Source organism: Rothia sp. CCM 9416, from assembly GCF_048513535.1.
Taxonomy (GTDB): domain Bacteria; phylum Actinomycetota; class Actinomycetes; order Actinomycetales; family Micrococcaceae; genus Rothia.
Genome location: NZ_JBLXXR010000015.1, coordinates 19,930 through 45,218, shown reverse-complemented (window position 1 = coordinate 45,218; position 25,289 = coordinate 19,930). Strand labels below are relative to the sequence as shown.

Sequence of the window (25,289 nt, the reverse complement as noted above, 5' to 3'; positions counted from 1 at the left end):
ACTAACTGGCTAGAGCCAGCCTAGGTTGCGCGCTGGTTAGGATCCGCGCACCAGGTTACGCAGAACATACTGCAGAATACCGCCGTTGCGGTAGTAGTCGGCTTCACCTGGGGTATCAATGCGTACTACAGCGTCGAACTCGGTGACGGTGCCATCTTCGGCAGTAGCGGTGACCTTAAGGGTCTTGGGGGTAGTCCCCTCGTTCAGCTCGGTCAGGCCGGTGATATCGAAAGTTTCGGTACCGGTCAGGCCCAGTGAGGCGTGGGATTCACCCGCAGGGAACTGCAGGGGAACAACACCCATACCGATCAGGTTAGAACGGTGGATACGCTCGAAGGACTCAGCAATAACAGCCTTGACGCCCAGCAAGGTGGTGCCCTTAGCTGCCCAGTCGCGTGATGAACCGGTGCCGTATTCCTTACCGCCCAGTACAACCAGCGGGATACCCGCAGCCTGGTAGTTCTGTGCAGCATCGTAAACGGTAGTCTGCTCGCCGCCAGCGGTGAAGTCACGGGTGAAACCGCCCTCAACACCGTCCAGTAGCTGATTCTTGATGCGGATGTTGGCAAAGGTACCGCGAATCATGACCTCATGGTTACCACGGCGTGAGCCGTAGGAGTTGAAGTCCTTACGCTCTACCCCGTTCTCAATCAGGTAACGGCCAGCAGGGGTATCTGCCTTGAAGGAACCTGCAGGTGAGATATGGTCGGTGGTCACAGAGTCGCCCAGCTTCAAAAGAACGCGAGCGCCCTTGATGTCCTCTACGGGGGTGATCTCCATGGTCATGCCCTCAAAGTATGGGGGCTTGCGCACGTAGGTTGACTTTTGGTCCCACTCGAAAGTGGAGCCGGTGGGAGTGTCCAGGGCCTGCCAGCGCTCGTCACCGTCAAAGATGGTGCCGTATTCCTTGGTGTACATGTCGGTATCGACAGAGGCGTCGATAATCTGCTGTACTTCGGCGGGGTCAGGCCAGATGTCCTTGAGGTAGACGGGGTTGCCATCTGCGTCGGTACCCAGGGCATCGTTCTCGAAGTCGAAGTCCATGCTACCGGCCAGGGCGTAGGCGATAACCAGTGGCGGTGAAGCCAGGTAGTTCATCTTGACGTCAGGTGAGATACGACCCTCAAAGTTGCGGTTACCGGAGAGTACCGCGGTGACGGACAGGTCATTTTCCTGAATGGCCTCGGAGATTTCTGGTTCCAGCGGACCGGAGTTACCGATACAGGTAGCGCAACCGTAGCCTACAACGAAGAAGCCCAGCTTCTCCAGGTCAGGCAGGAGGCCAGCCTTCTCGTAGTAGTCAGTGACAACCTTGGAGCCCGGTGCGATAGAGGTCTTGACCCAGGGCTTAGCTGTCAGGCCCTTGGCTGCTGCGTTACGAGCCAGTACACCGGCGGCCATCATGACCGAAGGGTTCGAGGTGTTGGTGCAGGAGGTAATCGACGCAATCGACACTGCACCGTTCTTGAGCTCGAACTCGCGGCCATCGGCCATTGAAACGGCAACGGACTTAGCGTCTTCGCCAGAAGCCGCGTAGTTCTTAATATCGTTTGCGAACTGTTCCTTGGCATCGGTGAGCTGGATACGGTCCTGGGGGCGCTTGGGCCCGGCGATGGAGGGCACTACGGTGGACAGGTCCAGTTCCAGGTACTCGGAGTACTCGACCTCTGCTGAGGGATCGTGCCAGAGACCCTGTTCCTTTGTGTAGGCCTCAACCAGTGCAACCTGCTCTTGGCTGCGGCCGGTCAGGCGCAGGTATTCCAGAGTCTGCTCGTCGATGGGGAACATGGCCGCAGTTGAACCGAACTCGGGGCTCATGTTACCGATGGTGGCGCGGTTAGCCAGAGGTACCTGGCCAACACCGTCACCGTAGAACTCAACGAACTTACCGACAACACCGTGCTGACGCAGCATCTCGGTGATGGTCAGAACAACGTCGGTTGCGGTAGCACCGGCGGGAATAGAGCCGGTGAGTTTGAAGCCAACGACGCGCGGAATCAGCATGGATACGGGCTGGCCCAGCATGGCTGCCTCAGCTTCAATACCGCCAACGCCCCAACCCAGAACGCCCAGGCCGTTGACCATGGTGGTGTGGGAGTCAGTACCGACAACGGTGTCGGGGTAGGCACGCAGAACGCCACCTACTTCGCGGGCCATAATGGTGCGTGCCAGGTACTCGATGTTGACCTGGTGCACGATACCCATGCCCGGGGGAACGACCTTAAAGTCATCAAAAGCGGTCTGGCCCCAGCGCAGGAACTTGTAGCGTTCGCCGTTGCGCTGGTACTCGATATCCATGTTGCGGGTAATGGCATCAGCGGTACCGAAGTTATCGATCTGAACGGAGTGGTCGATGACCAGTTCAGCAGGTGCCAGGGGGTTGATTTTGGAGGGATCTCCGCCCAGTTCCTTGACAGCCTCACGCATGGTAGCTAGGTCAACGACACAGGGTACGCCGGTGAAGTCCTGCATGATAACGCGGGCGGGGGTGAACTGGATTTCGGTGTCCGGTTCGGCGCTGGGATCCCAGTTTGCAAGAGCCTTGATGTGGCCCTCGGTGATGTTGGCGCCGTCTTCGGTGCGCAAAAGGTTTTCTAGGAGAACCTTAAGAGAGTAGGGCAGTTTTTGCGAGCCTTCTACTGCCTTTAGACGGAAAATTTCATAGTCGGTTCCGTTGACGTTCAAAACGCCCTTTGAACCGAAGCTGTCCACAGTGCTCATATGTGGGACTCCTCTCGACACTGTCTTATGATCGGCTCCCCGCTTCCGGTACCACCGCGTCCGTGCAGTGGGTGTGTGATGCTCAGTGTGAGCCGGAAGGCGTAAAGCCACTGCATCTTAGTGTACCCCGTATCACGTTGTTCACATATTTTGAAGACAAAGCGTTAGTAAATGTTTCGTGAGGGGCAAGCCAGTTGCAGATTATATGGGCCATTTACACCCCATGCTGACTGCCCAGCAGACAGGTCACCCCTAAACCTTGCATCTGGGTGAGAAAGAAACTACCCGTGGGGGTCTCTCCCCCAGTAAAATCAGACCTATGCCAGATCTCCACACCCCTTCAACCCGCATTAATACAATTGCCCGCTGGGCAACGATTATCTGCGGAAGCGCGCTAGCTCTGACTGGCGGAGCTGCCTTCGGCGGCTTACCTATACCCACAGAAGCTGCGGATGCTCTGCTGATTTTTTTAGCGCTCTGCATCTTGGCTGAAGCCATATCGTTCATCACATTTGCTGTGACAGAGGCAATCAGACCACAGGACCCTGTAGAGGTTCTAGAGCGTCGGCACAAGGTTAACCCGGTACCCGGCGCAAAACTTCCCTTGCTCTTTATTACTCTTACCCTGGCCCTAGCTGTTTTCTATACAGCCCACGTCTTTATGTGGAACCCGCTGGTGGCTCGGCCCGGCCTAGAACTGGATGAGATATACCGCCAGCTGAAAGAAGCAGGTGAGTTCTCCCAGCGGGTTGTGGTGTTCCAGGGCCTTGTATCGGCCATACCCCTGGCCGTTTTGGTCCCCCTGCACATGCGTCTGCGTAAGAATATTGCGTATTCGCCAGCTCGTGCTGTTGGTCTGTGCTCTGCCGCTGCCACGCTGAGCCTGACCAACCTGTTGTTTGGCTGGGGCTGGTACATGGCAATGGGCATAGCCGACACCTTCGGTATTGGCGGAGGTGACTACGCCCCCACCAGAATCTTTATGCCTCTGGCCCTGATGGTCCTTTTCCTATCCGCACTGTACTTTACATTCAAGCCCATACGGAGCCACCGGCCACAGCAGTGGGAAGAAGAAACAGCCCTATAAAAGCCCCTGACCACAACCTAGGCGGTAAGATAGAGGGCACCCTGCCCAGTCACTGATACCAAGAGGTTTGAATGGCACGCCGCACCGCAACAGTGCATGATGACTACCCCACCGACATCACCGAAAACATTGTCGACATAGATGTCACCAGCGAAATGGAAACCAGCTTCCTGGAGTACTCCTACTCAGTCATCTACTCCCGCGCGCTTCCGGATGCCCGCGACGGCCTCAAGCCCGTCCAGCGCCGGATCCTCTACATGATGCAACAGATGGGTCTGCGCCCCGACAAGGGCCACGTCAAGTCAGCCCGCGTCATTGGCGAAGTCATGGGTAAACTCCACCCCCACGGCGACAGCGCAATCTACGATGCCATGGTGCGCCTGGCCCAACCCTTCGCTATGCGCCTACCCGTAGTCGATGGCCACGGCAACTTCGGCTCCCTGGACGATGGCCCGGCGGCCTCCCGCTACACCGAAGTACGCATGGCCCCCGCCGCACTGGCTATGACCGCCGACCTCGATGAAGACGTCGTAGATTTTGTACCCAACTACGACAACCAGTTCATGCAGCCCTCCGTCCTACCGGCGGCCTACCCCAACCTGCTAGTTAATGGGTCCTCCGGTATTGCCGTGGGTATGGCCACCAACATGGCCCCGCACAACCTCCGTGAAGTCATTGCCGCGGCTCGGCACCTGCTCGAACACCCCGATGCCAGCCTCAAAGACATCATGAAGTTTGTTCCCGGGCCCGATCTGCCCAGCGGTGGCACGATCGTGGGAACCAGCGGTATCAAGGATGCCTATGAAAAAGGGCGGGGTATCTTCAAGACCCGCGCCAAGGTATCCATTGAACGGGTCACCGCCCGCAAACAGGGTATCGTCATTACCGAGCTCCCCTACCTGGTTGGCCCCGAAAAGGTCATCGAAAAAATCAAGGACGGGGTTAACTCTAAAAAGATTCAGGGCATCTCTGACGTTGTTGACCTGACTGACCGCAAAAACGGCCTGCGCATGGTCGTTGAAATCAAGAACGGCTTTAACCCCCAGGCTGTTCTAGCAGCACTCTACAAGCACACCCCGCTTGAAGACTCTTTTGGCATTAACAATGTTGCCCTGGTTGACGGCCAGCCGCAGACTCTGGGGCTCATGGACCTACTTCACGTCTATGTAAATCACCGCATCGATGTGGTCCGCCGCCGCACCGGCCACCGCCTGGGCAAACGCCAGGACCGCCTGCACCTGGTGGAGGGTCTGCTGGTTGCCATTTTGGATATCGACGAAGTCATTCAGATTATTCGCACTTCGGACGAAACCGCTCAGGCTCGTACCCGGTTGATGGATATTTTCGACCTGACAGAGATTCAGGCCAACCACATCCTGGAGCTGCGCCTGCGCCAGCTCACCAAGTACTCCCGTCTTGAGCTTGAAAAAGAGCGTGAAGAGCTACTGGCTGAGATTGCCCAGCTCCAGGAAATCTTGGCCTCCGATACCAAGCTCCGCGCTCTGGTCTCCGACGAACTCCAAGCTGTAGCCGATGAGTACGGTACCGACCGCCGCACCAAGATTGTGAGCAAGGACGAGCTGGCCGATGCTGTTGCGGCTCTTGCCGCCAGCGCTTCTAAGGCCAAGAAAGAGGCCGCGCTGTCCCTGGAAATTGCCGATGACCCCTGCTGGGTTATTCTCTCTACCTCCGGCCAGCTGGGCCGTACTCGAGGTGTCAAAGGCCAGCGCCAAGCGCTTGTTGACCCCGGCAAGCGCCTCAAACACGATGCTTTCCTATCGGTGGTCCCCACCAGCGCCCGGGGTGAAATCGGTGCGGTGACCTCTCGCGGTCGCCTGGTGCGTGTACCGGTCATTGATATCCCGGTTCTGGAAGAAAGTTCTGGAGCTCCCCAGCTTGCCAGCGGTGTTAAGGCCGCCGAGGCTATTTCTCTGGCACGGGGTGAAAAGCTCATCGGCATGGTTCCCCTCAACGCTGTTGTAGCTCTTGCCACCGAACGCGGTGTCATCAAACGGGTCAACCCCGATTACCCGCTTAACGCCACGGAGTTTGAGATTATCAAGCTCAAGCCCAAGGATACGGTTGTGGCAGCCGCTGTATGCGACTCCAACGATGCTGTGCTGACTTTTGTTACCGAACAGGCCAAGCTTCTGACCTTTGATGCGGGCAAGGTCCGCCCCCAGGGCCGTACCGGTGGTGGTATGGCCGGTATGAAGGTTGCAGATGACGATAAGCTCATTGCCTTAGGTGTTACCGCCCCCACGGATACCGCGCACGTTGTCACTATTACCAATGGCAGGGACGAGGGCGCTACGGCCAAGGTTACGGAGCTCACCGAGTTCCCGCAGAAGGGCCGTGCTACAGCGGGTGTACGGGCCCACCGATTCCTCAAGGGTGAAGATGCTCTTGCCCTCGCCTGGGTAGGTCTTGGCCCTGCCAAGGCGGTCTCTACCGCCGGTGTTGCGCGCACCCTGCCCACAGAGTTCGGGCCCCGAGATGGCTCCGGTGTCCTACTGACCCAGGGGATTGATGCGATTGGCCCTAACTACCAGGCTGTCACGGAACAGAAGCTTCCGGCACAGCCTGCCGTCAGCCAATCGGTTGAGCAAGACCCAGTGGAGGTAGCTGAGGACCCCGGTAGGCCCACGGCTACCCCCCTTATCGACCCGCTCTTCTAGAAGAAGCAAAACTTAGCATCTGGCCGGGCCTATCTCATACCAGATAGGCCCAAAGGTATTGAGTGGCTCAGGAGCAGTTGCTAGAATCCGTGGGATAGAAGCGGGCAGTAGCCTCCTAGACCCACTCCAGCTGGCAGGCCCAATGATTGTGCTCCTTAAACTTCAGTGACTCTAGCGCAAGCTCACCAGGGTGTCACAGGCCTCTATGTCCTCTGCCCTGTGCGAGACCAGCACCACAGCGGGGAGCTTGGTTTTGCCTTCGAGAGCTTGTCCGGGGTTGCGTTTTGTCCCCCTGGCTACCTCATTGATCAGGGCCACGGCAGCGGGGGCATCCAGGTGAGCGGTGGGCTCATCCATCAAGAGCAGAGGAGAGTCCACCAGCAGGGTACGGGCAATAGCGATACGCTGACGCTGTCCACCCGACATGTAGGAGCCACCGGCACCCACCGGGGTGTTCAAACCAGCAGGTAGCAAACGCACAAAGTCGCCTAACCCAACACGGTCCAGCACCTCGTACATTTCTTCTTCGGTGGGGCGTTCATCGGCTGCCCGCGCAATCGCCAGGTTATTAGCAATGGTCGATTCAAAGATATAAGCTGACTGCGGGCACCAGGCCGCATAGCCACGCAGTGACTGCGCATCAAAGATCTTGCCGTTGACACGAATCTGCCCCTGTTCCGCCGGCAGGAAGCCCAGGAGTGTAGCAAGGGCGGTAGTTTTACCTGAGCCCGACGGCCCCGTAATACCCAGCCACTGCCCCGACGATACAGAAGCACTCAGCTGCTTGAATACCGGCTGGTTCATATCGGGCCAACGGGCAGAAAGCGAGTCAAGTTCCAAAGTAATGGAGCTGTGTGCAGACCTGTTCTTTGCACCCACCCCTGGATCACCCAGGATGTCACGGATTTCACCGGACCTAGCGGCTTCAACATCGTCCTTGTGGTGAACTACTTCAAAGTTAGCTCGAGTACGTTCCACAAGAGCCGCGAAGGCAGGCCATGAACGTACCGCTTCAAGGTGACCAGAGGTAGTCTCGAACAGCCCGGTCATCATCAAAACGACAAGGGCGGCAAGAGGAGCGGTGACCTCACCGCTTTCCGCAGCAGACCATACCGAAGCCAGCACAGCGAGGGCAGCGCCCCACCAGGTGACAACCATCAGGCCCTGGCCCAAGCCAACAGCTCGTGAACTTCTCAGCTTGGAAGCTGTGCCGGCACCATCTTGGCGAGAGATTGCCAGGGCAACGGTCTGGTCTAGCCCGTTATTGTGCAGGTCGCTGGCAGCATCAAGCGCTGAAACACCCAAGCGGAGCATAGCCGAGGTTTCCCGGCGCGCGACAAAGTCTGCGCGGGCATCGGCCCTGAGAACGAAAGCAGGGATGACCAAGGTTGCACTAAGTGTAGCGAGGACAACGGGAACGACTGCCTGCGGGGTAGCCCAAGCGGTTACTCCCACGACAAGTACCATCACGATAAGGTGTGATGCCACGGGCAGGATAACGCGAGGCATGGCATCACGCAGCTCATCGATATCTCCCACCAAACGGTCCAGAATCTTGTCACCGCGGAGCAGGGAACGCACTGAAAGGACGGTTCGCCCGGCGGCATCCCAGGCACTGACCCGGAGCCTATTGGCTGCATCGAGGACCAGGTTATGGGTGCGCAGGCGCTCAGCGTAACGGCTCGAAGCTCGGCCCAAACCAAAGAAACGGACACCCGTCACGGCAAGAAGAAGATACATCATAGCTGGCTGTTCAGCGGCACGAACAATCAGCCAGCCCGACAGGGCGGTCAGGCTTACCGCAAAAACAAGGGTAAGAACCGAAAGAAGTACAGGTACTACCGCCCTTGGTAGGCTCAGGCCGGTAATTGAGCCCAATGTTCGCAGGGTTTTGAAGATACCGGGCTTGCGGCGCTTTAGCTGAGGTGAGGCAGACGCAACCGGCACAGTAGAGGGCTCTGAGTCAGCCAGCTGGCCGTTCTCAAGAGCGGTCGCAAGTGATGCCAGAGCAAATTTGCCGAGGCTATGAGCATTCTGCGCTCGGAGTTCCCAATCCACCCCGTGCGGCTTGGGGGTGGCTTCGAGGACATGATTCGTTGCGGCAGCAAGTTCCGTGTCGTGAGTGACAATAATCAGGGTTGCCCCGGTTTCCTGAAGCGCTGCAAGGGCGACGTTCACTTTGGCCGCTGATACTGGATCAAGGTGAGCTGTTGGCTCATCGATCAGGACTGTGACACCTTGCTCTTGTGTCTGGAGCATAGCTACCCGCGCAAGCGCACGCGCAATTGCCAGGCGGCGCATCTGGCCCGAAGAGAGGGACTCGGGCGGAAGTTCGGCCAGGTTACCCAGCCCGACAGCCTCGAGGTACTGCCCAAAGTATTCACGGTCCTCATCGGTAAATTTGATCGACTCATCAAGTAGCCCAGCTGCGTAGTTGATGCCATCGAGGGCACCCTCGCCACGGGTCACAGTTGCGTAGAGGGCTACTTCTGCCAAGGCTGTAGAAGCAATGAAAGTAGGTGATTGGCTAATCCATACGGTGTTACCCAGGCCAGAAACCAAGCCCTGCACCTCAACGGGGCCGGTTGCGCCTGTTGGGACCAGCCCATTGCGCAGGGCACCGCCCAAGACGGACAGTAGCGTGGTTTTACCACACCCTGAGGGGCCGGTAATCGCAGTCGTTGTTCCGTGGACCAGGCTGAAGTTAACACTCGTCAAGGTTTTGGCGCGCCCCGGGTAGGAAACCGATAGCTGACGAACCGAAATCACATCGCCAGCAGGGGCAACCGTGGCGGGTGCTATCGGCTGGTCGATAATGGCCTGTGCTCGGCGGAGGGAAGCAATTCCTTCTTCCGATTGGTGGTAGGCGGTGCCGACATCACGCAGGGGCTGGTAGCACTCGGGGGCTAAGAGTAGCGCGAAGAGAGCGACGTCCAGGCCCAGGTTGCCCTCAATCAGGCGCAGACCAATGAGTACAGCAACAAGAGCTACGGAAATAGTCGTAATAAGTTCCAGCGCAAGGGAGGAAAGGAAGGCACTGCGTAGGGTGTACATGGTTGCTCGCCGGTAGCGCTCCCCCAGTTCACCCAGCGCCTTTGACTGTGCCCGTGATCGGCCCAGGCCAACGAGCACGGGCAAGCCCTTGACCAGCTCAACGATGTGGTCGGAGAGGCGCAGCAAATCGCGCTGAGCGCGGGCGGTGTCCTCCTGAGTAGTGCGACCAATAAGCACCATGAAAAGCGGAATAAGGGGCAAAGTGCACACAATGACCAGGGCTGAAACCCAGTCGTAGATAGCAATGAAGATCAGCAGCAGAGCCGGTATGACCGCGCTAGAAACAAAAGCTGTCAGAGTCTTGGTGTAGTAGTCGTCCAAGGAGTTTAGTCCGCGTGACAGGAGCACTGCTGTTGCGCCGGTACCATCGGGGGTGTCCATACCGCCGGTGGCCAGGACACGTCGAATCATCTTACGGCGGATGACCGTTTTAGCCCCGGTGGCAGCTTTCTGAGCATAAAAGGTCAGTGACCAGTCGGCACCAGCTCGAATCAAGAGAGCCAGCAGACCCGTGAGTGAAAGGGAGAGCAAGCCGGGTTCCATGAAAGGGCTGGCCCAGAGAATACCCGTGAGTTGGGCCTGTCCATTACCTGCAAAAATGGCAAGCTGTTCCTGGTGCGCACTTGAGTAGGTTGCACCCTCGTGAAATACCGAGTAGGTCATGCGAGCCAGCAAGGTCAGTGCTGTACCCAAAACCGCTGCAAAAATAACCAGTGCGAGAGTCTTCACCGCAGTTAAGACCGCGAAGACAGTGAGATTTCGCCTGGCGTGGGGCCCCAGTGGGGGCCGTTTGCTTGAAACGGGAGTCTTCATAGGCTGTGGTGTCCTTGGTGCCGCGAACATTTGTTCATCATTCTAGTGCGTTCTTATGCCGCTACACGGCAAGCTTTTTAGACTACAGCTAGTGGGTATAGGCACACATCAAGACTGATTCCGCCCACAAGGGGGGGGTGCTGGGGGTAGTCTCCCACCCCCCCTCTTGGTCAACACCCAACAGGTGGTAGCAAGGGTGTAGATATGAGTGGATGTTCGAGTTCTTTTTAGAGGCCCCTTGTGTGGGCACTAGTGCGGGTAGGCTGCTGGGCGAGTTCAGTAACATCGTGCGCGGCAGGAATGCTCTCAACCAGCAGACGCTTGCGGAATACCCAGTAGGTCCATCCCTGGTAGACCAGCAGGATAGGAATACCACAGGCCGCTACCACAGACATGATTCTCAGAGTGTACTCGGAGCTCGATGCCTTGGTAATGGTCAGGTCAAAAGCTGGATCCAGGGTTGAGGGTAGGACCTTGGGGTAAAGAGCTAGGAAAACCGCCAGAATAGCGAAACCGATAAAGCTGGCGTACCCGGCAAATGCCCGCCCCTCATAAGCACCAATAGCGCCCAGCCAGCCAGCCCCTAGCGCAATAAGGGCTAAGCCTGTGAGCAGGTAGGACACCATATTGCCTGTGGTTACCTGCATGTACAGGACCCAGAGGATAGCCGGGAGAGCTAGGACGGGTGTCAGCTTGACCAGCGCTGAGCCAGCACGGTAGCGAACATCCCCATCGGTTTTGAGGGCTACAAATGCCAGGCCCATCAGTAGTGACATCCCGACCATAGAGAATCCGCCCAGAAATACGGCTGGGGTGACCCAGGCAAAGGCGCCGCCTACACGGTCGCCGTTAGCGTCAAGGGGTAAGCCCGTTGAGGTTGTGGCCAGCAGTGCCCCCACTAAGAAGGCGATCAAGAAAGATCCCAGAGTAATGGCGGTATTCCAAACGGCAATCCAGCGCTCGCTCTTCTTCTTGCCCCGGTACTCAATAGCCACAGCGCGGAAGATGAGTGCTAAAAGAGCAAGGGTCAGGGGAATATAGAGAGCCGAGAAGAGAGCAGCATACCAGAAGGGGAAGGCCGCGAAGGTGGCGGCACCTGCGGTCACGATCCATACCTCATTGCCGTCCCAGACCGGTCCGATAGTGTTCAGGAGCAGGCGGCGCTCTTTTTCGTCTTTGGCAAAGAAAGGGCTCATGAGCATACCTACACCCAGGTCAAAACCGTCCAGAATGATGTAGCCCACCCAGAAGAAACCAATGACGGCGAACCAGATGGTGGGTAGAAGAGGCTGGTTAGCAAAAAGCTCAAACATGGTGTGCAAGCCCCTTTCCTAATAGGCAAAAGCGAGGACGTCTCTGTCCTGGCTGAGGTCAGTTTCGTGAGGATCTTCTACCAGCTCTGGCATGGCTGCTACAAGGCCAGCCTTGACGTACTTAGCTAGCAGGTAGATTTCAACCACCATCAGCACACCATAGACCAGGCCCAGTGAGATCAGGGAGAAGAGCACTTCAAAGCCGGATACTCCCGGTGAGACGGCGGCGGCGGTGAACATCATGATGGCGGGGTTACCTTCGGGGTTGGGGGCAACGACGAAAGGCTGACGGCCCATTTCGGTGAAGATCCAGCCAGTAGCATTAGCACCAAAAGGGGCGAGGATACCGGCAATAGCCAGGTTTGATATCCAGCGGGCTCCGGGCACGGTACCTTCCCCTTTCTTGCGGGTGACCCATAGGACGTAGAGGAAGGAAAGGGCGCTGATACCACCGAAGGTAATCATGCCGCGGAAGCCGTAATAGGTAACTTCCATGAGGGGTAGGTAGTTGATTTCGTTGCCTGCACGGTCACCGTAAAGTTCTGGGTTATCGGGCAGGTGAGTGCCGTAGGTTTGCTGGTACTGAGGGAGCAGGGTATTGATACCGGCGACATCGGTAGTGAAGTTGTTGTAGGCCAGGAAGGAGAGCAGGCCGGGAATTTCGATAACGGCTTGTACCTTATCGCAATCCTGGGCGCCGGGCGAGGAGAGGGAGAGCAGGGAGAAGCCTGTCCCGTCGTGGCAGGCAGCTTCTGCGGCGGCCATCTTCATGGGCTGTTGCTCAATCATGAGCTGGGCCTGGTGGTGGCCGGTAAAAGCTGTACCGATAAAGGCCGCGAAACCAACGATTGCACCGATGCGTAGTGACTTGAACCAGACGGAAAAGTCAGCTTTGTCGCGTGCGCCCTCGGCGCTCTCGCCCACAAGAACCCTACCGTTTTCGCCCATGGTGTCGATGCCGTCCTGGCGGCGCTTCCAGAGCTTGTACCAGGCAATACCGACCAGAAAACCACCAGCTACCTGGAGAGAGCCGAAGATAGCGTGGGGGTAGGCAACCAGGGCAGTGTTGTTGGTGAGCACTGCCCATACGTCGGTCATGACGGGGCGGCCGTCAACCAGTTCGACGCCCACGGGGTGCTGCATCCAGGAGTTAGCCACAATGATGAAATAGGCCGAGAGCCAGGAGGCGGCTACTGCCAGGAAGAGGCAGGTGGCGTGTACTTTGGGCTTGAGTTTGTCCCAGCCAAAAATGAAGAGGCCCAAGAAGGTGGATTCGACGAAGAAGGCCAGCAGACCTTCCATGGCCAGAGGCGCACCGAATACGTCGCCTACGAAGCGTGAGTATTCGCTCCAGGCCATGCCGAATTGGAATTCTTGGACCAAGCCGGTGGCCACGCCCATAATGAAGTTAATCAGGTAGAGCTTGCCCCAGAACTTGGTCATTCGCTTGTATTCGTGTTTCTGGGTGCGTACGTAGGCGATGTAGAAGCCGGCGACAACCGCGCCCAGGCCCAGGGTCAGCGGCACCATCATGAAGTGGTAGACGGTGGTGATACCGAATTGCCACCGCGCTATTTCGAGGGGGTCCATGAACAATCCTAAAGGTGGTGTGGGTGGAGGGCTGAACTATCCCTGTTTGAAAGACAACCCAGCAGTCTGGGCAGGTAGGCCCTCTTTGAGTAACTTGCTTTAGAATAACTGACCTTGATGAGCGCTAACTTAGGGTGTATTTGACCCGAAATAACAGTGATTTGACGGGCATGAAAAGGTCATTTAAACGCTAAGGCTCCCGCTGGTATGAAATCCACCAGCGGGAGCCTAACCTTCTACTTATCCCTCTTCAAGGGTTTGAGGGTATGGAGCATAGTCACAGGCCTGAGCTTTCTTCTATCGAGGACCCAGCAGCCCCAAGGAGGCCACGGCCTGTTTCTCCTCAACCAGCTCAGCGACAGAAGCCGCTATGCGCTTTTGAGAGAAATCTGAGTGTTCTAGACCGTGAATAATCTCATACACCCCACCGGTGCAACGTACCGGGAATGAGCTAATAATCCCTTCGGCTACCCCATAGGAGCCGTCCGAGGGCACAGCCATAGAGGTCCAGCTCTCCCCCGTTCCCAGCACCCAGTCATGTACATGCATGAGGGCAGCATGGGCCGCAGAAGCTACGGAAGAGCCCCCTCGTACCGAGATAACCTCAGCCCCACGGTTGGCGACCTTGGGGATAAAGGTGTTCTCTACCCAGTCCTGGCCCAGTCCCTGCTGGGTCAGCAGGTCCACAGCAGACCGTCCGGCAACAGTCGCGTGGAAGAGGTCCGGGTACTGGCTAGCTGAGTGGTTACCCCAGATAGCAACTCCCTCAATCTGATCTACAGGGCTGCCAGTAGCCAAAGCCAGCTGAGCGACGGCGCGGTGGTGATCCAGACGGGTCAGAGCGGTAAATCGCTCCAGAGGCACATCGGGAGCGTGGCTGGCGGCAATGAGCGCGTTGGTATTAGCAGGGTTGCCCACGACTGCGACCTTGATGTCATCGGCCGCACGATCGTTTATTGCCCGGCCCTGCACGGAGAAGATACCGCCGTTAGCCTCCAGCAGGTCGGCCCGTTCCATTCCCTTGGTGCGGGGGCGGGAACCAATCAGTAAAGCAAGGTTTGCGCCCTCAAAACCGGTATTGGGGTCATCGGTGACGTCAATTGATTCCACCAGGGGGAAGGCGCAATCGGCAAGTTCCATCGCGGTACCTTCTGCCGCTTTGAGACCGGCAGGTATTTCAAGTAGCCGCAGGCGGACGGGGGTGTCAGTGCCCAGCATCTCCCCCGCCGCAATACGGAAGAGGCTGGCGTAGCCGATCTGACCGGCTGCGCCGGTAACGGTGACAGTAACGGGGTGCTTCATTGTATGTGTCATGCATAACACTTTACCCTGCACCGGGCATCAAGAGGCTTAGGCGTCGATTGCTGTATGGTCCAGCTTATGGGCGCCGCTGATAATAAAGTCCTTACGGGGCGCAACCTCTGAACCCATCAGCAGGGTAAAAGCCCGTTCGGCGGCTTCAGCATCTTCCACCCGCACGCGCCGTAGCATACGCTGGCGGGGGTCCATGGTGGTTTCTGCTAGCTGGTCAGCGTCCATCTCGCCCAGCCCCTTATAGCGCTGGATAGGTTCCTTATAGCTTTTACCCTCAGATTCTAGGCGGGCAAGGAGTTCGTACAATTCCTTCTCGCTGTATGTGTAAATCATCTCGTTGGCGGTCCCGCGCTTAATCACCTCTACCCGGTGCAGGGGCGGCACAGCCGCATAGACATGCCCTTGTTCCACCAGAGGCCGCATATAGCGGTAGAAGAGTGTCAGGAGCAAGGTACGGATGTGGGCACCGTCCACGTCCGCATCGGTCATCATAATGATTTTGTTATAGCGTTTCTGCTCCAGGTCAAAGGTACGCCCCGACCCGGCACCAATTACCTGAATGATGGCCGCGCACTCGGCGTTGGCCAGCATATCTGTCAGGGAAGCCTTCTGGACATTCAGGATCTTGCCTCGAATAGGGAGCAGGGCCTGGTAGTTGGAGGAACGGGCCAGGCGGGCCGTCCCCAAAGCCGAGTCGCCCTCAACGATAAAGAGCTCGGACTTTTCAACGTCGGTGGAGCGGCAGTCCACCAGCTTGGTGGGCATAGATGAAGTTTCCAGGGCATTTTTGCGGCGCTGGGTTTCCTTATGAACTCGCGCGGAGATACGCGATTTCATTTCGGCAACGACTTTCTCGCTGACGGCGGCGGCCTGAGTTTTTTCGCCGCGAGCGGTTGAGTTGAGTTTGCTAGCCAGTTCCTTGGCAACAACCTTAGAAACAATCTGGCGCACAGCGGGGGTGCCCAGAATCTCCTTGGTCTGGCCCTCAAACTGGGGCTCCGCCAGGCGCACAGTCAGCACGGCGGTCAGGCCTGCAAGAACGTCGTCCTTCTCGATCTTGTCGTTACCGGCCTTAAACTTGCGGGCATTATCGGCAATGTGCTTGCGGAAAGTTTTCAGTAGCCCCTGTTCGAAGCCGGTCTGGTGTGTACCGCCCTTGGGGGTAGCAATAATATTGACGAAGGTCCTGAGTTTGGTCTCGTAGCCGGTGCCCCAGCGCAGAGCAAGATCGACCTCGCATTCCCGTTCAACCTCAGTGAGCTGAGAGTGCCCCTCTGCATCGAGGACGGGGACCGTTTCGGTAAAAGTCTCGCTACCGCTAAAGCGCCAGATATCGGTAACCGCCTGGTCATGGGCCAGGTAGTCCACAAACTCCGCGATACCACCGTCATGTTGAAATACTTCTTCGTGGGTTTCGTGCTCACCGGGGGTACCGGGCAGGCGGCGTTCATCGCGCACGGCAATACGCAGGCCTGGAATCAGGAAAGCAGTCTGGCGGGCCCGGGCGGCCAGTTCGCTGTAGCTAAAACGGGCGTCCGGAGTAAAAATCATGGGGTCAGCCCAGTAACGCACACGGGTACCGGTCACACCGCGTTTGGCCTTACCGATAATCTCAAGAGCCTGATCAGAGGGCTTGAAAGGAGCCTGCGGTTTGGGGGTCCGTCCGTCCTCGAAGATACCGGGTACCCCGTGTCTAAAGCTCATTTGGTAGGTTTTACCGCCACGGTCCACCTGCACATCTAGACGGGAGGACAGCGCGTTGACCACCGATGCACCAACACCGTGCAAGCCCCCCGATGCAGTATAGGAACCACCACCGAACTTACCGCCAGCGTGGAGCTTGGTATAGACCACCTCAAGGCCAGATAGGCCCGTGCGGGGTTCTATATCGGTGGGTACACCACGCCCATCGTCCTGCACTTCAACGGAACCGTCCTTGTAGAGAACAACCTGAATTGACTGGCCATACCCGGCTAGTGCCTCGTCTACAGAGTTATCGATAATCTCCCAGAGACAGTGCATCAGGCCACGGGAATCGGTAGAGCCAATGTACATGCCGGGGCGCTTACGAACAGCTTCAAGGCCTTCGAGCACAGATAGGTTGCGCGCGGTATAGGTGTTTGCGGCCACGGAACTCTCCTGGGATTACGGGTGGGGCGTGCCTATTTAGTTTAGTACACGCCCAGGTAGGGGCGGGCTGGCTTCGGGGCGGGTGTCGTTTAAGTGCTGTGGGCGAAAGGACAAGCTTTAAGGCACCGAAAGTGGTTGTATGGGAAGTAAACCAACTTATATTGAAAAGGAGCTATCGATGGCTACTACTCTTGAAGCCCGTGAACTCACCACTGCCGACCGTTGCGATGCTTGCGGTGCCCAGGCTTATGTGCGAGTAGTACTGGCATCGGGCAACGACCTTCTCTTCTGCGGCCATCATGCCCGTCAGAAAGAAGATGCTCTGCGCGAGGTAGCTAGAGAGTGGGACGACCAGACCGAGCGCCTCAGGTAAGGTTCCACAAGCAGAATCAGATAAGTTCCCATGAAGCTGCTTATTTTGCTGGCCTGAAAGTGGATCAATCCCTTGAGAACCAGTATCGCACCCCAGCCAAGTACCTATGGCGGGTATGTATCTTCTTATCTTCAAAAGGTGAGATACATACCCGCCATAAGTTTACTTGCGAGTAAAGACAGCAAGAGCTTCCACATGGTGGGTGTTGGGGTACATATCGAACCCTTGCACAGAGGCCAGCTGCCACCCAGCCTGGCCTAGATAGCCGGTGTCTCGCCCCAAAGCAGCAGGATCACAGGCCACATAAACAATGGTGGCGGGGTTGAGCTCGTTCACCTGCTCCATGACCTTTTTACCTGCGCCCTCGCGGGAGGGGTCGCAGATGACAAGATCGGGTGTGGGAAAACGTCCGGCCAGCGCCTGAGGGCCGAGCTTGCCCAAGACGGCTGAGACGTCACCGCGTTCAAGTCGCACACTGGTACGTTCTGATCGGTGGGTTCGGGAGGGACCTTGGGCAGCAAAGTTGGTGCGGGCGTTACGGTGAGTGGTAGCTGACCCTTCTACTGAAAGAACCGTGCCCTTATCCCCTACCGCATCAGCCGCTAGGGCGGTGAAGAGGCCAGCTCCTGCGTAGAGGTCGTAGACTGTCATGCCCTTTTTCAGCTTGGTAGCTTCAAGTACCGCATTCCCCAGTACCTCGGGGGCAGAACGGTGAATCTGCCAGAAGCCGGTGGCATCAACCAGCCAATAGAAATCTTGGGCATAGACAGTTGCCGTTTCAAGCAGCTCGGTGTTCCCAGCACCCAGAACTACCTCCTGGGGCTTGGTGCCGCGTTTGCGTCCACCCTGCTTTTCGGGGCGGAAGATGAGAGTAATTTGGCGGTCTTCCAGCGAGCCCCACAGCTTGCGACACTGGTCTTCGATTGCAGGGGCGACGTCGGTAGGTCTTGTCTGAGCAGATACCCAGAAAACCAGGGTCACCATGTTGCTGGCGGAAACTGCTGCATCGAGCCGAGCAAGGCCCTCCAGGGTGAGCTTGTGAAGCTCAAGCTCTTGCAGACGCATATCGGCCAGGGGGAAACTCTCAAGGGGGACAGGTTCGGAGGACGAGTGCCTAAACATGGCGATTTTCCCGCTCTCCCCTTCAACGGTGTAGTGAACGCGGGTCCGCCAACCGAGGTCTGCTGGGCCCTCACCCTCAAGGGGTAACTCCTGCACCTGAAGCTGGGTGATGAGTGGATGCTCAGCCGAAAGACCGCCCAATCGTACCAGCTGTTCAGCCAGTACCTGGCGCTTGTAGTCTCGCTGGGTAGCGGGTAGCAGGTGCCCGTATTCCATTCCTCCCAGAGGGTTCTCCTGGGCGAGCGCATCGGCTGGTTCCCAGGGGTGGGGGCGGCGGTGGGGTGAGGGCTGGTCAACAGCGATAACATCAGCGAAGAAGTACCGCCCCTTGGGACCGCGCCCGGTAATCCGCGCCAGCGCGGTCTCGCCTACAACCGCGTGGCGCACAAAGACAACACGCTCACCAACTCTAGCCACCATGGCACCGCCGTGTGCCGGCCGCTCGGGTGTTACCTGCACGAGGCTACCTATGTCGAAGCTGGCGGTGTCTGTGGTGGGATTTTGCGTGTTCATATGTTCTCGTATCAGGAATAGGGCTCATGGCAGGTGGCCAGTAAGCCAGAAAAGGGGAAGGCAGGCTCAGTCATTTATTGTTCGAGTTGCCATGGGACTGACGCTACCACTACTCCGGGCTCATGGCGTAGCCGACCCCTGAGTTTGTGAGCTGTTCGGCGGTGCAGGAACCTTTGCCAGCGGTGTGCCACCACATATTCAGGCAGGTAAATCACCACAACATCGCGGGGTGATTTTTGCCTCCGATGATGGATGTAGTCGAGCACACTTGCTACGGGATCGCGGTAGGGCGAATCAAGAACGGTCAGGTTAACCGGTAGTTGCAGAGCGTTCCAGGTATCGATGTTTTCGCGGGTTCGGGCCTCATCAACGTTGACGAGCAGAGCTTCAACAGACGACGGGCGCGAGGCCCGTGCATAGGCCAGAGCCCGCAAAACGGGCTTGCGTACCCGCTCAACATACACCAGGGCGTGGACGCGGGATGGTAGGGCGCAGTCACGCGCTAGTTCTTGGAGGTTACCGTCCAGGTCTAGTTGCTGGTCGATACGCGTGTAGTGTTTGTTGATTTTGCTCATAGTCCAAGTCAAGAAAAGTATGAGAAGGGTGGTAACCCAGGCTCCGTGCGTGAATTTAGTCAGGATAATGACGGTAAGAACGATGACAGATGCGCTAGCGCCAATTGCTGTGATAGCTATATCCCGCCAGATATGCTGTCGTTTTTTACGGTCCAGGGTGATACGTTGGGCTTTCCACCTGTTCCGTAGCACAGCGTACTGGGTCAGTGTCATGGCAGTAAAGACACCTACGATGTACATCTGTACAAGCGTGTGGACATCGGGCCCGACCACCGCTACCAGGAACATAGCGCTAAGGCCTAGGGCAAGCACACCGTTGGCGTAAAGCGAGCTGGAACTGCGAGCTGAAAGTTGCACCGGTAGGTACTGTTTGGCTGCGATAGTTGTTGCCAGCATGGGGAAGCCGGTAAAGGCTGTCATAGCGGCCACAATCAAGACCCCTACCGTTGCAATACCCATCAGGACGCTTGCCAGCTGGTGGGCAAAAATTGCTTGGGTAATCTGGAGCAGAACAGGGACCTGGTGGAAATCGTCCCCTGCTGGTTGACCGTCAATTATCAGGAGGTTGGGGTCAATCGCAAAAACTACACCTGTTTTTTGGGCTAGATAGAGCACCCCCAGCAGAGAGACCGCTGAAAGCCCACCGACAATCATCAAGCTGGTTGCGGCATTGCGCTGGCGTGGCGGTGCAAAAGCGTTCACCGCGTTGCTGATGGTGTTAACACCGGTAAGAGCCACAGAGCCGGAGGCAAAAGCCCGGAGCAGCAGTAGCCCCATACCGGTTTGGGTCGTAAGAGTGTTCATTGCGTCCTTATCGCTAACTAGCCGGTAGGAGGCTGAGGAAGCTAGGCCCAAGTCACCTGAGCTATCGGCAATGATGCCGCAAGCAATAAGGCCGGTCAGAAGAATCAAGAAGAAATAGGAGGGGAGGTGCGAGATTCCCAGCATAAATTTAAGCCCGCGCAAGCACAGAAGGGTTACTAGCGCAATGAGTGAGCAGGCAATAAGCCTTTGGTGCCCCAGAATTGCGGGGGTGATGGACTCGAGGTATTGGGCTGCCGATGAGAGAGATACCGCGACCGTGAGGATAAAGTCCACCATGAGGGCCGCGCCCAGAAGCATTGCCGCACCAGTTCCCAAATTCTGGTGAACCAGGGCAAAGTCGCCTTTCTCCCCTACCCTATTGATGTTGTACCGGTAGGTTCCCACCACGATCAGGAGGATCAGAGCAATTCCCAGTCCCACAAAGGGTGAGTAGACGAGGGCACCGTGACCGGCAATGAGCAGAGTGAGCAAGATTTCATCGGGTGCGTAAGCAACAGACGACAGCCCATCTGCACCAAAGAGCGGCAGGGCACGGCGCTTAGGCAGATTGCCTTTTTTTGCGTGTCTACTGGTGACGGGCGCACCAAGCACTAGGTGGCTGAACACACTCCGAATATTCTTCACAGGTAGTAACCGTAGTCGTTTGGCGCCTCAAAGAACAGCCGTACACACCACATTTTCTGTGCACACAGTAGCTCGATTGCCCGCGAACAGCCCTTAGCCCATGGGTTCGGTGCTCTGAGGGGCGTAGACTAGGGTGAGGCTTCGGCATGTGGCGGAGCCAGTTTGTGTTCCCTATACGATGTGATGAGGTGCGGTGTGCCCCATTTTGTAATTATGGGCGCGGGGCGTGTTGGAGTCATGCTAGCCCATACTTTGGAAGACGCCGGTCACTCGGTGGCTGTTATCGACCAAGACGACCGCTCTTTCCGCCGCCTGCGCAAAGATTTTGCGGGCAAGAAAGTTACCGGTGTCGGCTTTGATCGAGAAACCCTCAAGCGAGCTGGAATTGAACATGCCTACGCTTTTGCGGCTGTGTCCTCTGGAGATAACTCCAATATCATTGCCTCGCGTGTGGCTCGTGAGACCTTCGGCGTTCGGCACGTTGTTGCCCGCATCTATGACCCCAACCGTGCAGAGTTTTATCAGCGTCTAGGTGTTCCCACGGTGGCAGCTGTTCGGTGGTCCACTGATCAGGTGCTCCGCCGTATCTTGCCGGAGCAGGCTATGGCTGGTGACTTCCGTGAAGCCTCAGGCCGCCTCATGCTGGGTGAGCTCCAGCTCCACGAGGCCTGGGCTGGTCATGCCATTACCGAGATTGAACAAGCAGCTGGCGTGCGAATGGCCTACATTACCCGCTTTGGGGAGGGTATGCTTCCCACCCCAGAAAGCTCCTACCAGCAGGGTGACACTCTGCACGCTATGATGCGCACCGAAGACATCAACGATATCGTGAGGATCTTAAGCGAACCCCCTGCCCAAGACAGCGAAGGTGATCTGCAGTGGAAGTAATAGTTATTGGTGCAGGTTCCGTAGGTTCATCGAGCGCCCGAGAACTTCTTTCGCACGGGCACTCGGTTACTGTTATCGATATTAAGCCCGAGGCCATTAGCCGGAGCGATATTCAGCACGCCCACTGGGTTATCGGTGATGCCTGTGAGCTATCGGTTCTGCGTCAGGCCAAGCCAGAGAACGCCGACGTAGTGGTCGCGGCTTCTGGCGACGATAAAACTAACCTGGTAGTTTCTCTACTTGTTCGCAGTGAATTCGGGGTTCCCCGTACCGTAGCCCGCGTCAATAACCCCAAGAATGAGTGGCTTTTTGACGATTCCTGGGGTGTGGATGTTGCGGTATCCACCCCGCGTCTGATGACCGCCCTAGTAGAAGAGGCCGTAGAGGTTGGTGACGTGATCCGCCTGCTGACCCTCAAATCAGGCAGTGCCACCCTGGTCGAATACACCGTACCTGCCAATCATCCCATTATCGGGCACACCGTTAACAACGTGCAGTGGCCCTACGAAGCCACCCTGACCGCTATTCTCCGCGATGGTTCCCCCATAGCGCCCAGCGGCGATGATGTCCTAGAAGCAGGTGACGAGCTCTTCTTTGTGACCACCCCTGCCGGTGAGGACGACATCCGTGCCCTCTTCAGCTAGAGGCATTTCTCTTACCAGTAAGGCCCCCGCTCTCTGACAGAGCGGGGGCCTTTGGCTTGGGGACTTGCCCTACATGTTGGGCACAATCTCGTAGCGAGGGTTATACATGGTGGGTGTATCTTCTCTGGTGCTAAGCATGCCGGAGACCCGCAGATAGCCGCCCGCTTCGATACCCGGGACCTGGTGCTGGCCCAGCCAAATCAGGGTCAGCCTCACCCCCGGTTTCAGCGGTGGAAAATCAGGAAAAAGGACACGTGAAACAGCCTTAGTCACACTAAAACGACTAGTAAAGCCTGTTTCGGCATCCAGCACCGAAATCTCACCGGTTGGGGTATCCTCTGTGGTGCTGACATCGGCAGTGTCATCCAGGTCTTCACCGGTTTCTGCAATGGGCATACCCGTCATAGGGTGTGTTTTTGCCGGAGGAAGCGGCCTAGAACGTTCAACGCCTAGCGTCACCTCAAACCGGGGGCTCATCCCGGCATGGGATATGCGAACAAGTTCTACCCGGCCAGCAACGCGTGCTCTGAACCGCTCCGGGTAGTCTTCAAGACGGGTCACCGTGCCCTGGTGTTCAGTCTCGCCCACAGTGCTTAACCGATCTCGGTGATTTCAGGGCCGCGGCGGGGAACTTCCAATGAAGGCTTAGATGAGTCCCCTTCATGGGCAGCCGCCTGCTGTTGGGCTGCGGCTTCCTGAATATTCTGGGGAACGCGCATGGGGAGCAGGTCGCGGGGAGCCATGGGTTTGGAGCCACGGTTAACAACAATATTCCGGAGCACTTCTTCAAGCGCGCTAGCGTCCTGCCCAGGAAGTACAGCCTTACCTGAGAAAACACCGCGAACAAACCAGCGGGGGCCATCGATGCCTACAAAGCGGGCAATTCTAAAGCCCTTGCGACCGTCGGGCAGTTCGGCAGGTACACGTGTGATGAGCTGACGCCCAAAAGCACCGTCGGAAAATTCTACCTGGCCGCCCTGTTGCCGAACACTCTCGGAGAGCTCATGACGGATATCCTCCCAAATACCGCGACTCTTGGGGGCAGCGAATGCCTGGACCTGGAGTGAGCCTTCGCCCATCTGCAGGGTCACCGCGATCACCTGCTGAGATTTTGTATCTGCTTCAAGTCGCAGGTTCAAACCGGGGTTGCTCTTGATGAACAGGCCACCTAAGTCAATATACTGATGGCCAGTAGACTTTTCGGAGATATCCCAGGGGCCGTCCTCACGGCTAAAAACAACAGGGGTATCGTCACTCGTCGGGCCGGTAGCCTTGTCAGCTGACTCGTCGAGTGCAGCCTCCTGCTCGGGTGAAGGGTTCTCAGGCTCTTCTACCTTCTCGGTATCTGCCCTCGCGACTTCTTCCTGCTTTTTCTTGCCAAAACCAAACATTGACTCTCCTGGGTAAAAGTTTTACTGATAACTACTGTACGCCGGTTGAGCCAAAGCCCGAAGAACCGCGTTCAGTTTCATCAAGCTCATCAACCAGGCTGAAGATGGCTGTCTCAAAACGCTGGATGACCAGCTGGGCAATACGGTCACCACGCTTAACCGCAAAGCTCTTCTCACGGTCGGTGTTGAGCAGGCTTACCATCAGCTCACCCCGGTACCCTGAATCGACTGTGCCGGGCGCATTCACAATGGTGATTCCGTGCTTAGCAGCCAGCCCTGAGCGAGGGTGCACTAGCCCTACATATCCCTCGGGCAGGGCGATAGCCACACCGGTAGGGACCAGGGCGCGTTCCCCAGGGGCAAGGGTCAGGTCAATGCGCGAACGCAGGTCTGCTCCGGCATCTCCCGGCTGCGCATAGGCTGGTGGCTCAAGCCCTTCATCGAGCATCTTGATTTCAACATGTATCTGATTCATCACCCCTATACTGTACCCGGCATAGAGCTAAAAGTGATTCTCCCCAGAGATCAAGGACTTAACTGACCAAGAAATTGGTTTGACCGGTTTCAGGTTGAAAAAGGCACATCAGCCCAAGTTCCTCTTCTATCTCGTAGACTTGTGAACGGCACTTATTCATCAGGATAGGTGACTCCCCACCGAATATTTAGCAAAGGAAACCATGTCTGCTAGCCCCGCTACCGTGCTTTATAAAGAACGTCTTGCTCCCGGGGTAGGTCTCTGGCTGGGATGCCTAGGAGCTGGCCTTGCTTCCTTCCTGGTGGGCGCTCCCATCAATATCGCCGCCGGTATTGTAGCGGGTATCATTGTTGCCCTGTCGGTAGGTGCCCTACTCTATGGGACCTCGCCAACTCTAGAAATTACTGAGTCGGCTGTTCGCTTTGGTCGTGCCCGTATTGAACGCGAATTTGTAGGACGCGCTGAGGCTTTCAGAGGTGAAGACGCGCGAGTTGCCACTGGCCCTGCGCTTGATGGCCGCGCCTACATGTGCTTCAGGGGCTGGATTACTTCCGTCATCCGGGTGGAAATTACCGATCCTGCTGACCCCACCCCCTACTGGATCGCTTCAAGCCGTCACCCCGAAAAAATTGCAGAAATCCTGAACCAGGGCCTAGCCGCTGACCAAGACGCATCATAAGCGCTCAGCTGCGCTTGTCTGGGGTTATGCAAGGCACTAACCTTTCTAGGTCAATAGATACAGAAAGAGCCGGATGCAATCAGCGCATTCGGCTCTTTAGTTACTCGTTCTTAGGCTAAGGGTTAGCTCTCGCATTCGATGCAGAACTTGAAATCGCCCTCTTCGCGGGCAATCTGCGAACGGTGACGCACCAGGAAGCAGGAGCCGCAGGTGAACTCGTCCTCCTGCGCGGGCAGAACTACCACGTTCAGTTCCTCGTTAGAGAGGTCAGCGCCGGGGAGCTCAAAACTTTCGGCTGCTGCGTTCTCATCCTCATCAACAGCGCCTGACTGCATTTCTGAGGGGCGTGATCGCAATTCCTCAAAAGACTGGTCTTTGCTGTCTTCATCCTGCTTGCGAGGTGCATCGTAATCGGTTGCCATATTTTCTCCGTAAACTGTGCGAAGGGTAGATACCCCAGGGTCGGTGAGGTACCTGCAC

18 protein-coding genes are annotated in these 25,289 nt (G+C 57.0%); 6 read left to right on the top strand and 12 right to left on the bottom strand.

Annotated elements, in window-relative coordinates:
* Nucleotides 1–36: 36 nt before the first annotated feature.
* Complete coding sequence (gene acnA / locus ACN080_RS07430; RefSeq protein ID WP_419100494.1) at nt 37–2,721, bottom strand: aconitate hydratase AcnA; 2,685 nt, start codon at nt 2,719–2,721, stop codon at nt 37–39.
* 319 nt (nt 2,722–3,040) lie between these two features.
* On the opposite strand from acnA, the gene ACN080_RS07425 reads away from it, so the two are divergent.
* Complete coding sequence (locus ACN080_RS07425; RefSeq protein WP_419104309.1) at nt 3,041–3,808, top strand: hypothetical protein; 768 nt, start codon at nt 3,041–3,043, stop codon at nt 3,806–3,808.
* Between the two features lie 71 nt (nt 3,809–3,879).
* A complete protein-coding gene (locus tag ACN080_RS07420; protein WP_419113442.1) occupies nt 3,880–6,486 on the top strand; it encodes a DNA gyrase/topoisomerase IV subunit A in 2,607 nt (868 codons plus the stop codon).
* A gap of 171 nt (nt 6,487–6,657) precedes the next feature.
* Here ACN080_RS07420 and cydC read toward each other — a convergent pair whose 3' ends face one another.
* From cydC to ACN080_RS07395, 5 genes are all read right to left on the bottom strand, one after another.
* Nucleotides 6,658–10,353: a thiol reductant ABC exporter subunit CydC gene (gene cydC / locus ACN080_RS07415; RefSeq protein WP_419113441.1), complete on the bottom strand. Its 3,696-nt coding sequence runs from the start codon at nt 10,351–10,353 to the stop codon at nt 6,658–6,660.
* A gap of 227 nt (nt 10,354–10,580) precedes the next feature.
* Entirely contained in the window at nt 10,581–11,666 is a 1,086-nt protein-coding gene (gene cydB, locus ACN080_RS07410) for a cytochrome d ubiquinol oxidase subunit II (RefSeq protein ID WP_419113440.1), read from the bottom strand.
* An 18-nt stretch (nt 11,667–11,684) separates the two neighbouring features.
* Entirely contained in the window at nt 11,685–13,256 is a 1,572-nt protein-coding gene (locus tag ACN080_RS07405) for a cytochrome ubiquinol oxidase subunit I (RefSeq protein ID WP_419113439.1), read from the bottom strand.
* Nucleotides 13,257–13,553: 297 nt separating this feature from the next.
* On the bottom strand, nt 13,554–14,570 hold the full coding sequence (locus tag ACN080_RS07400) for a malate dehydrogenase (protein ID WP_419113438.1): 1,017 nt from the start codon (nt 14,568–14,570) through the stop codon (nt 13,554–13,556).
* Nucleotides 14,571–14,606: 36 nt separating this feature from the next.
* Nucleotides 14,607–16,700, bottom strand: a complete 2,094-nt coding sequence (locus ACN080_RS07395; RefSeq protein WP_419113437.1) for a DNA gyrase/topoisomerase IV subunit B — start codon at nt 16,698–16,700, stop codon at nt 14,607–14,609.
* 178 nt (nt 16,701–16,878) lie between these two features.
* Between ACN080_RS07395 and ACN080_RS07390 the strand changes: the two genes are divergently transcribed.
* Nucleotides 16,879–17,073: a DUF7455 domain-containing protein gene (locus ACN080_RS07390; RefSeq protein ID WP_419113436.1), complete on the top strand. Its 195-nt coding sequence runs from the start codon at nt 16,879–16,881 to the stop codon at nt 17,071–17,073.
* 162 nt (nt 17,074–17,235) lie between these two features.
* Here the strand turns inward: ACN080_RS07390 and ACN080_RS07385 are convergent, their stop codons facing one another.
* Nucleotides 17,236–18,708, bottom strand: a complete 1,473-nt coding sequence (locus ACN080_RS07385) for a class I SAM-dependent RNA methyltransferase (RefSeq protein ID WP_419113435.1) — start codon at nt 18,706–18,708, stop codon at nt 17,236–17,238.
* A 74-nt stretch (nt 18,709–18,782) separates the two neighbouring features.
* Entirely contained in the window at nt 18,783–20,714 is a 1,932-nt protein-coding gene (locus ACN080_RS07380) for an APC family permease (protein WP_419104300.1), read from the bottom strand.
* A 213-nt stretch (nt 20,715–20,927) separates the two neighbouring features.
* Here ACN080_RS07380 and ACN080_RS07375 point away from each other — a divergent pair, with 213 nt between their 5' ends.
* A complete protein-coding gene (locus tag ACN080_RS07375; protein ID WP_419100505.1) occupies nt 20,928–21,620 on the top strand; it encodes a potassium channel family protein in 693 nt (230 codons plus the stop codon).
* The gene (locus ACN080_RS07370; RefSeq protein ID WP_419100506.1) at nt 21,611–22,264 is read left to right on the top strand and encodes a potassium channel family protein; all 654 of its coding nucleotides are present in this window, start codon (nt 21,611–21,613) and stop codon (nt 22,262–22,264) included. The genes ACN080_RS07375 and ACN080_RS07370 overlap by 10 nt, the downstream gene beginning before the upstream one ends.
* 69 nt (nt 22,265–22,333) lie before the next feature.
* On the opposite strand, the gene ACN080_RS07365 is transcribed toward ACN080_RS07370, so the two are convergent.
* Genes ACN080_RS07365 through dut form a run of 3 tightly spaced genes read right to left on the bottom strand, consistent with a single transcriptional unit; the run spans nt 22,334 to nt 24,130 of the window.
* A complete protein-coding gene (locus tag ACN080_RS07365; RefSeq protein ID WP_419100507.1) occupies nt 22,334–22,852 on the bottom strand; it encodes an asparaginase in 519 nt (172 codons plus the stop codon).
* Nucleotides 22,853–22,857: 5 nt separating this feature from the next.
* Nucleotides 22,858–23,655: a DUF3710 domain-containing protein gene (locus ACN080_RS07360; RefSeq protein WP_419113434.1), complete on the bottom strand. Its 798-nt coding sequence runs from the start codon at nt 23,653–23,655 to the stop codon at nt 22,858–22,860.
* A 31-nt stretch (nt 23,656–23,686) separates the two neighbouring features.
* Nucleotides 23,687–24,130 carry a dUTP diphosphatase gene (gene dut, locus ACN080_RS07355; protein ID WP_419100509.1) on the bottom strand — a complete coding sequence of 148 codons (444 nt, stop codon included), beginning with the start codon at nt 24,128–24,130 and terminating at the stop codon, nt 23,687–23,689.
* 202 nt (nt 24,131–24,332) lie between these two features.
* On the opposite strand from dut, the gene ACN080_RS07350 reads away from it, so the two are divergent.
* Nucleotides 24,333–24,809, top strand: coding sequence for a DUF3093 domain-containing protein (locus ACN080_RS07350; RefSeq protein ID WP_419104298.1), 477 nt, complete (start codon nt 24,333–24,335; stop codon nt 24,807–24,809).
* Between the two features lie 122 nt (nt 24,810–24,931).
* On the opposite strand, the gene ACN080_RS07345 is transcribed toward ACN080_RS07350, so the two are convergent.
* On the bottom strand, nt 24,932–25,231 hold the full coding sequence (locus tag ACN080_RS07345; RefSeq protein ID WP_419100511.1) for a DUF4193 domain-containing protein: 300 nt from the start codon (nt 25,229–25,231) through the stop codon (nt 24,932–24,934).
* Nucleotides 25,232–25,289 lie beyond the last annotated feature (58 nt).

Coding starts and splice junctions, on each gene's coding strand:
- dut (WP_419100509.1), bottom strand. CDS start 24,130: ATGAATCAGATACATGTTGAAATCAAGATGCTCGATGAAGGGCTTGAG.
- ACN080_RS07425 (WP_419104309.1), top strand. CDS start 3,041: ATGCCAGATCTCCACACCCCTTCAACCCGCATTAATACAATTGCCCGC.
- ACN080_RS07400 (WP_419113438.1), bottom strand. CDS start 14,570: ATGACACATACAATGAAGCACCCCGTTACTGTCACCGTTACCGGCGCA.
- ACN080_RS07390 (WP_419113436.1), top strand. CDS start 16,879: ATGGCTACTACTCTTGAAGCCCGTGAACTCACCACTGCCGACCGTTGC.
- cydC (WP_419113441.1), bottom strand. CDS start 10,353: ATGAAGACTCCCGTTTCAAGCAAACGGCCCCCACTGGGGCCCCACGCC.
- acnA (WP_419100494.1), bottom strand. CDS start 2,721: ATGAGCACTGTGGACAGCTTCGGTTCAAAGGGCGTTTTGAACGTCAAC.
- ACN080_RS07345 (WP_419100511.1), bottom strand. CDS start 25,231: ATGGCAACCGATTACGATGCACCTCGCAAGCAGGATGAAGACAGCAAA.
- cydB (WP_419113440.1), bottom strand. CDS start 11,666: ATGTTTGAGCTTTTTGCTAACCAGCCTCTTCTACCCACCATCTGGTTC.
- ACN080_RS07405 (WP_419113439.1), bottom strand. CDS start 13,256: ATGGACCCCCTCGAAATAGCGCGGTGGCAATTCGGTATCACCACCGTC.
- ACN080_RS07420 (WP_419113442.1), top strand. CDS start 3,880: ATGGCACGCCGCACCGCAACAGTGCATGATGACTACCCCACCGACATC.
- ACN080_RS07350 (WP_419104298.1), top strand. CDS start 24,333: ATGTCTGCTAGCCCCGCTACCGTGCTTTATAAAGAACGTCTTGCTCCC.
- ACN080_RS07360 (WP_419113434.1), bottom strand. CDS start 23,655: ATGTTTGGTTTTGGCAAGAAAAAGCAGGAAGAAGTCGCGAGGGCAGAT.
- ACN080_RS07385 (WP_419113435.1), bottom strand. CDS start 18,708: ATGAACACGCAAAATCCCACCACAGACACCGCCAGCTTCGACATAGGT.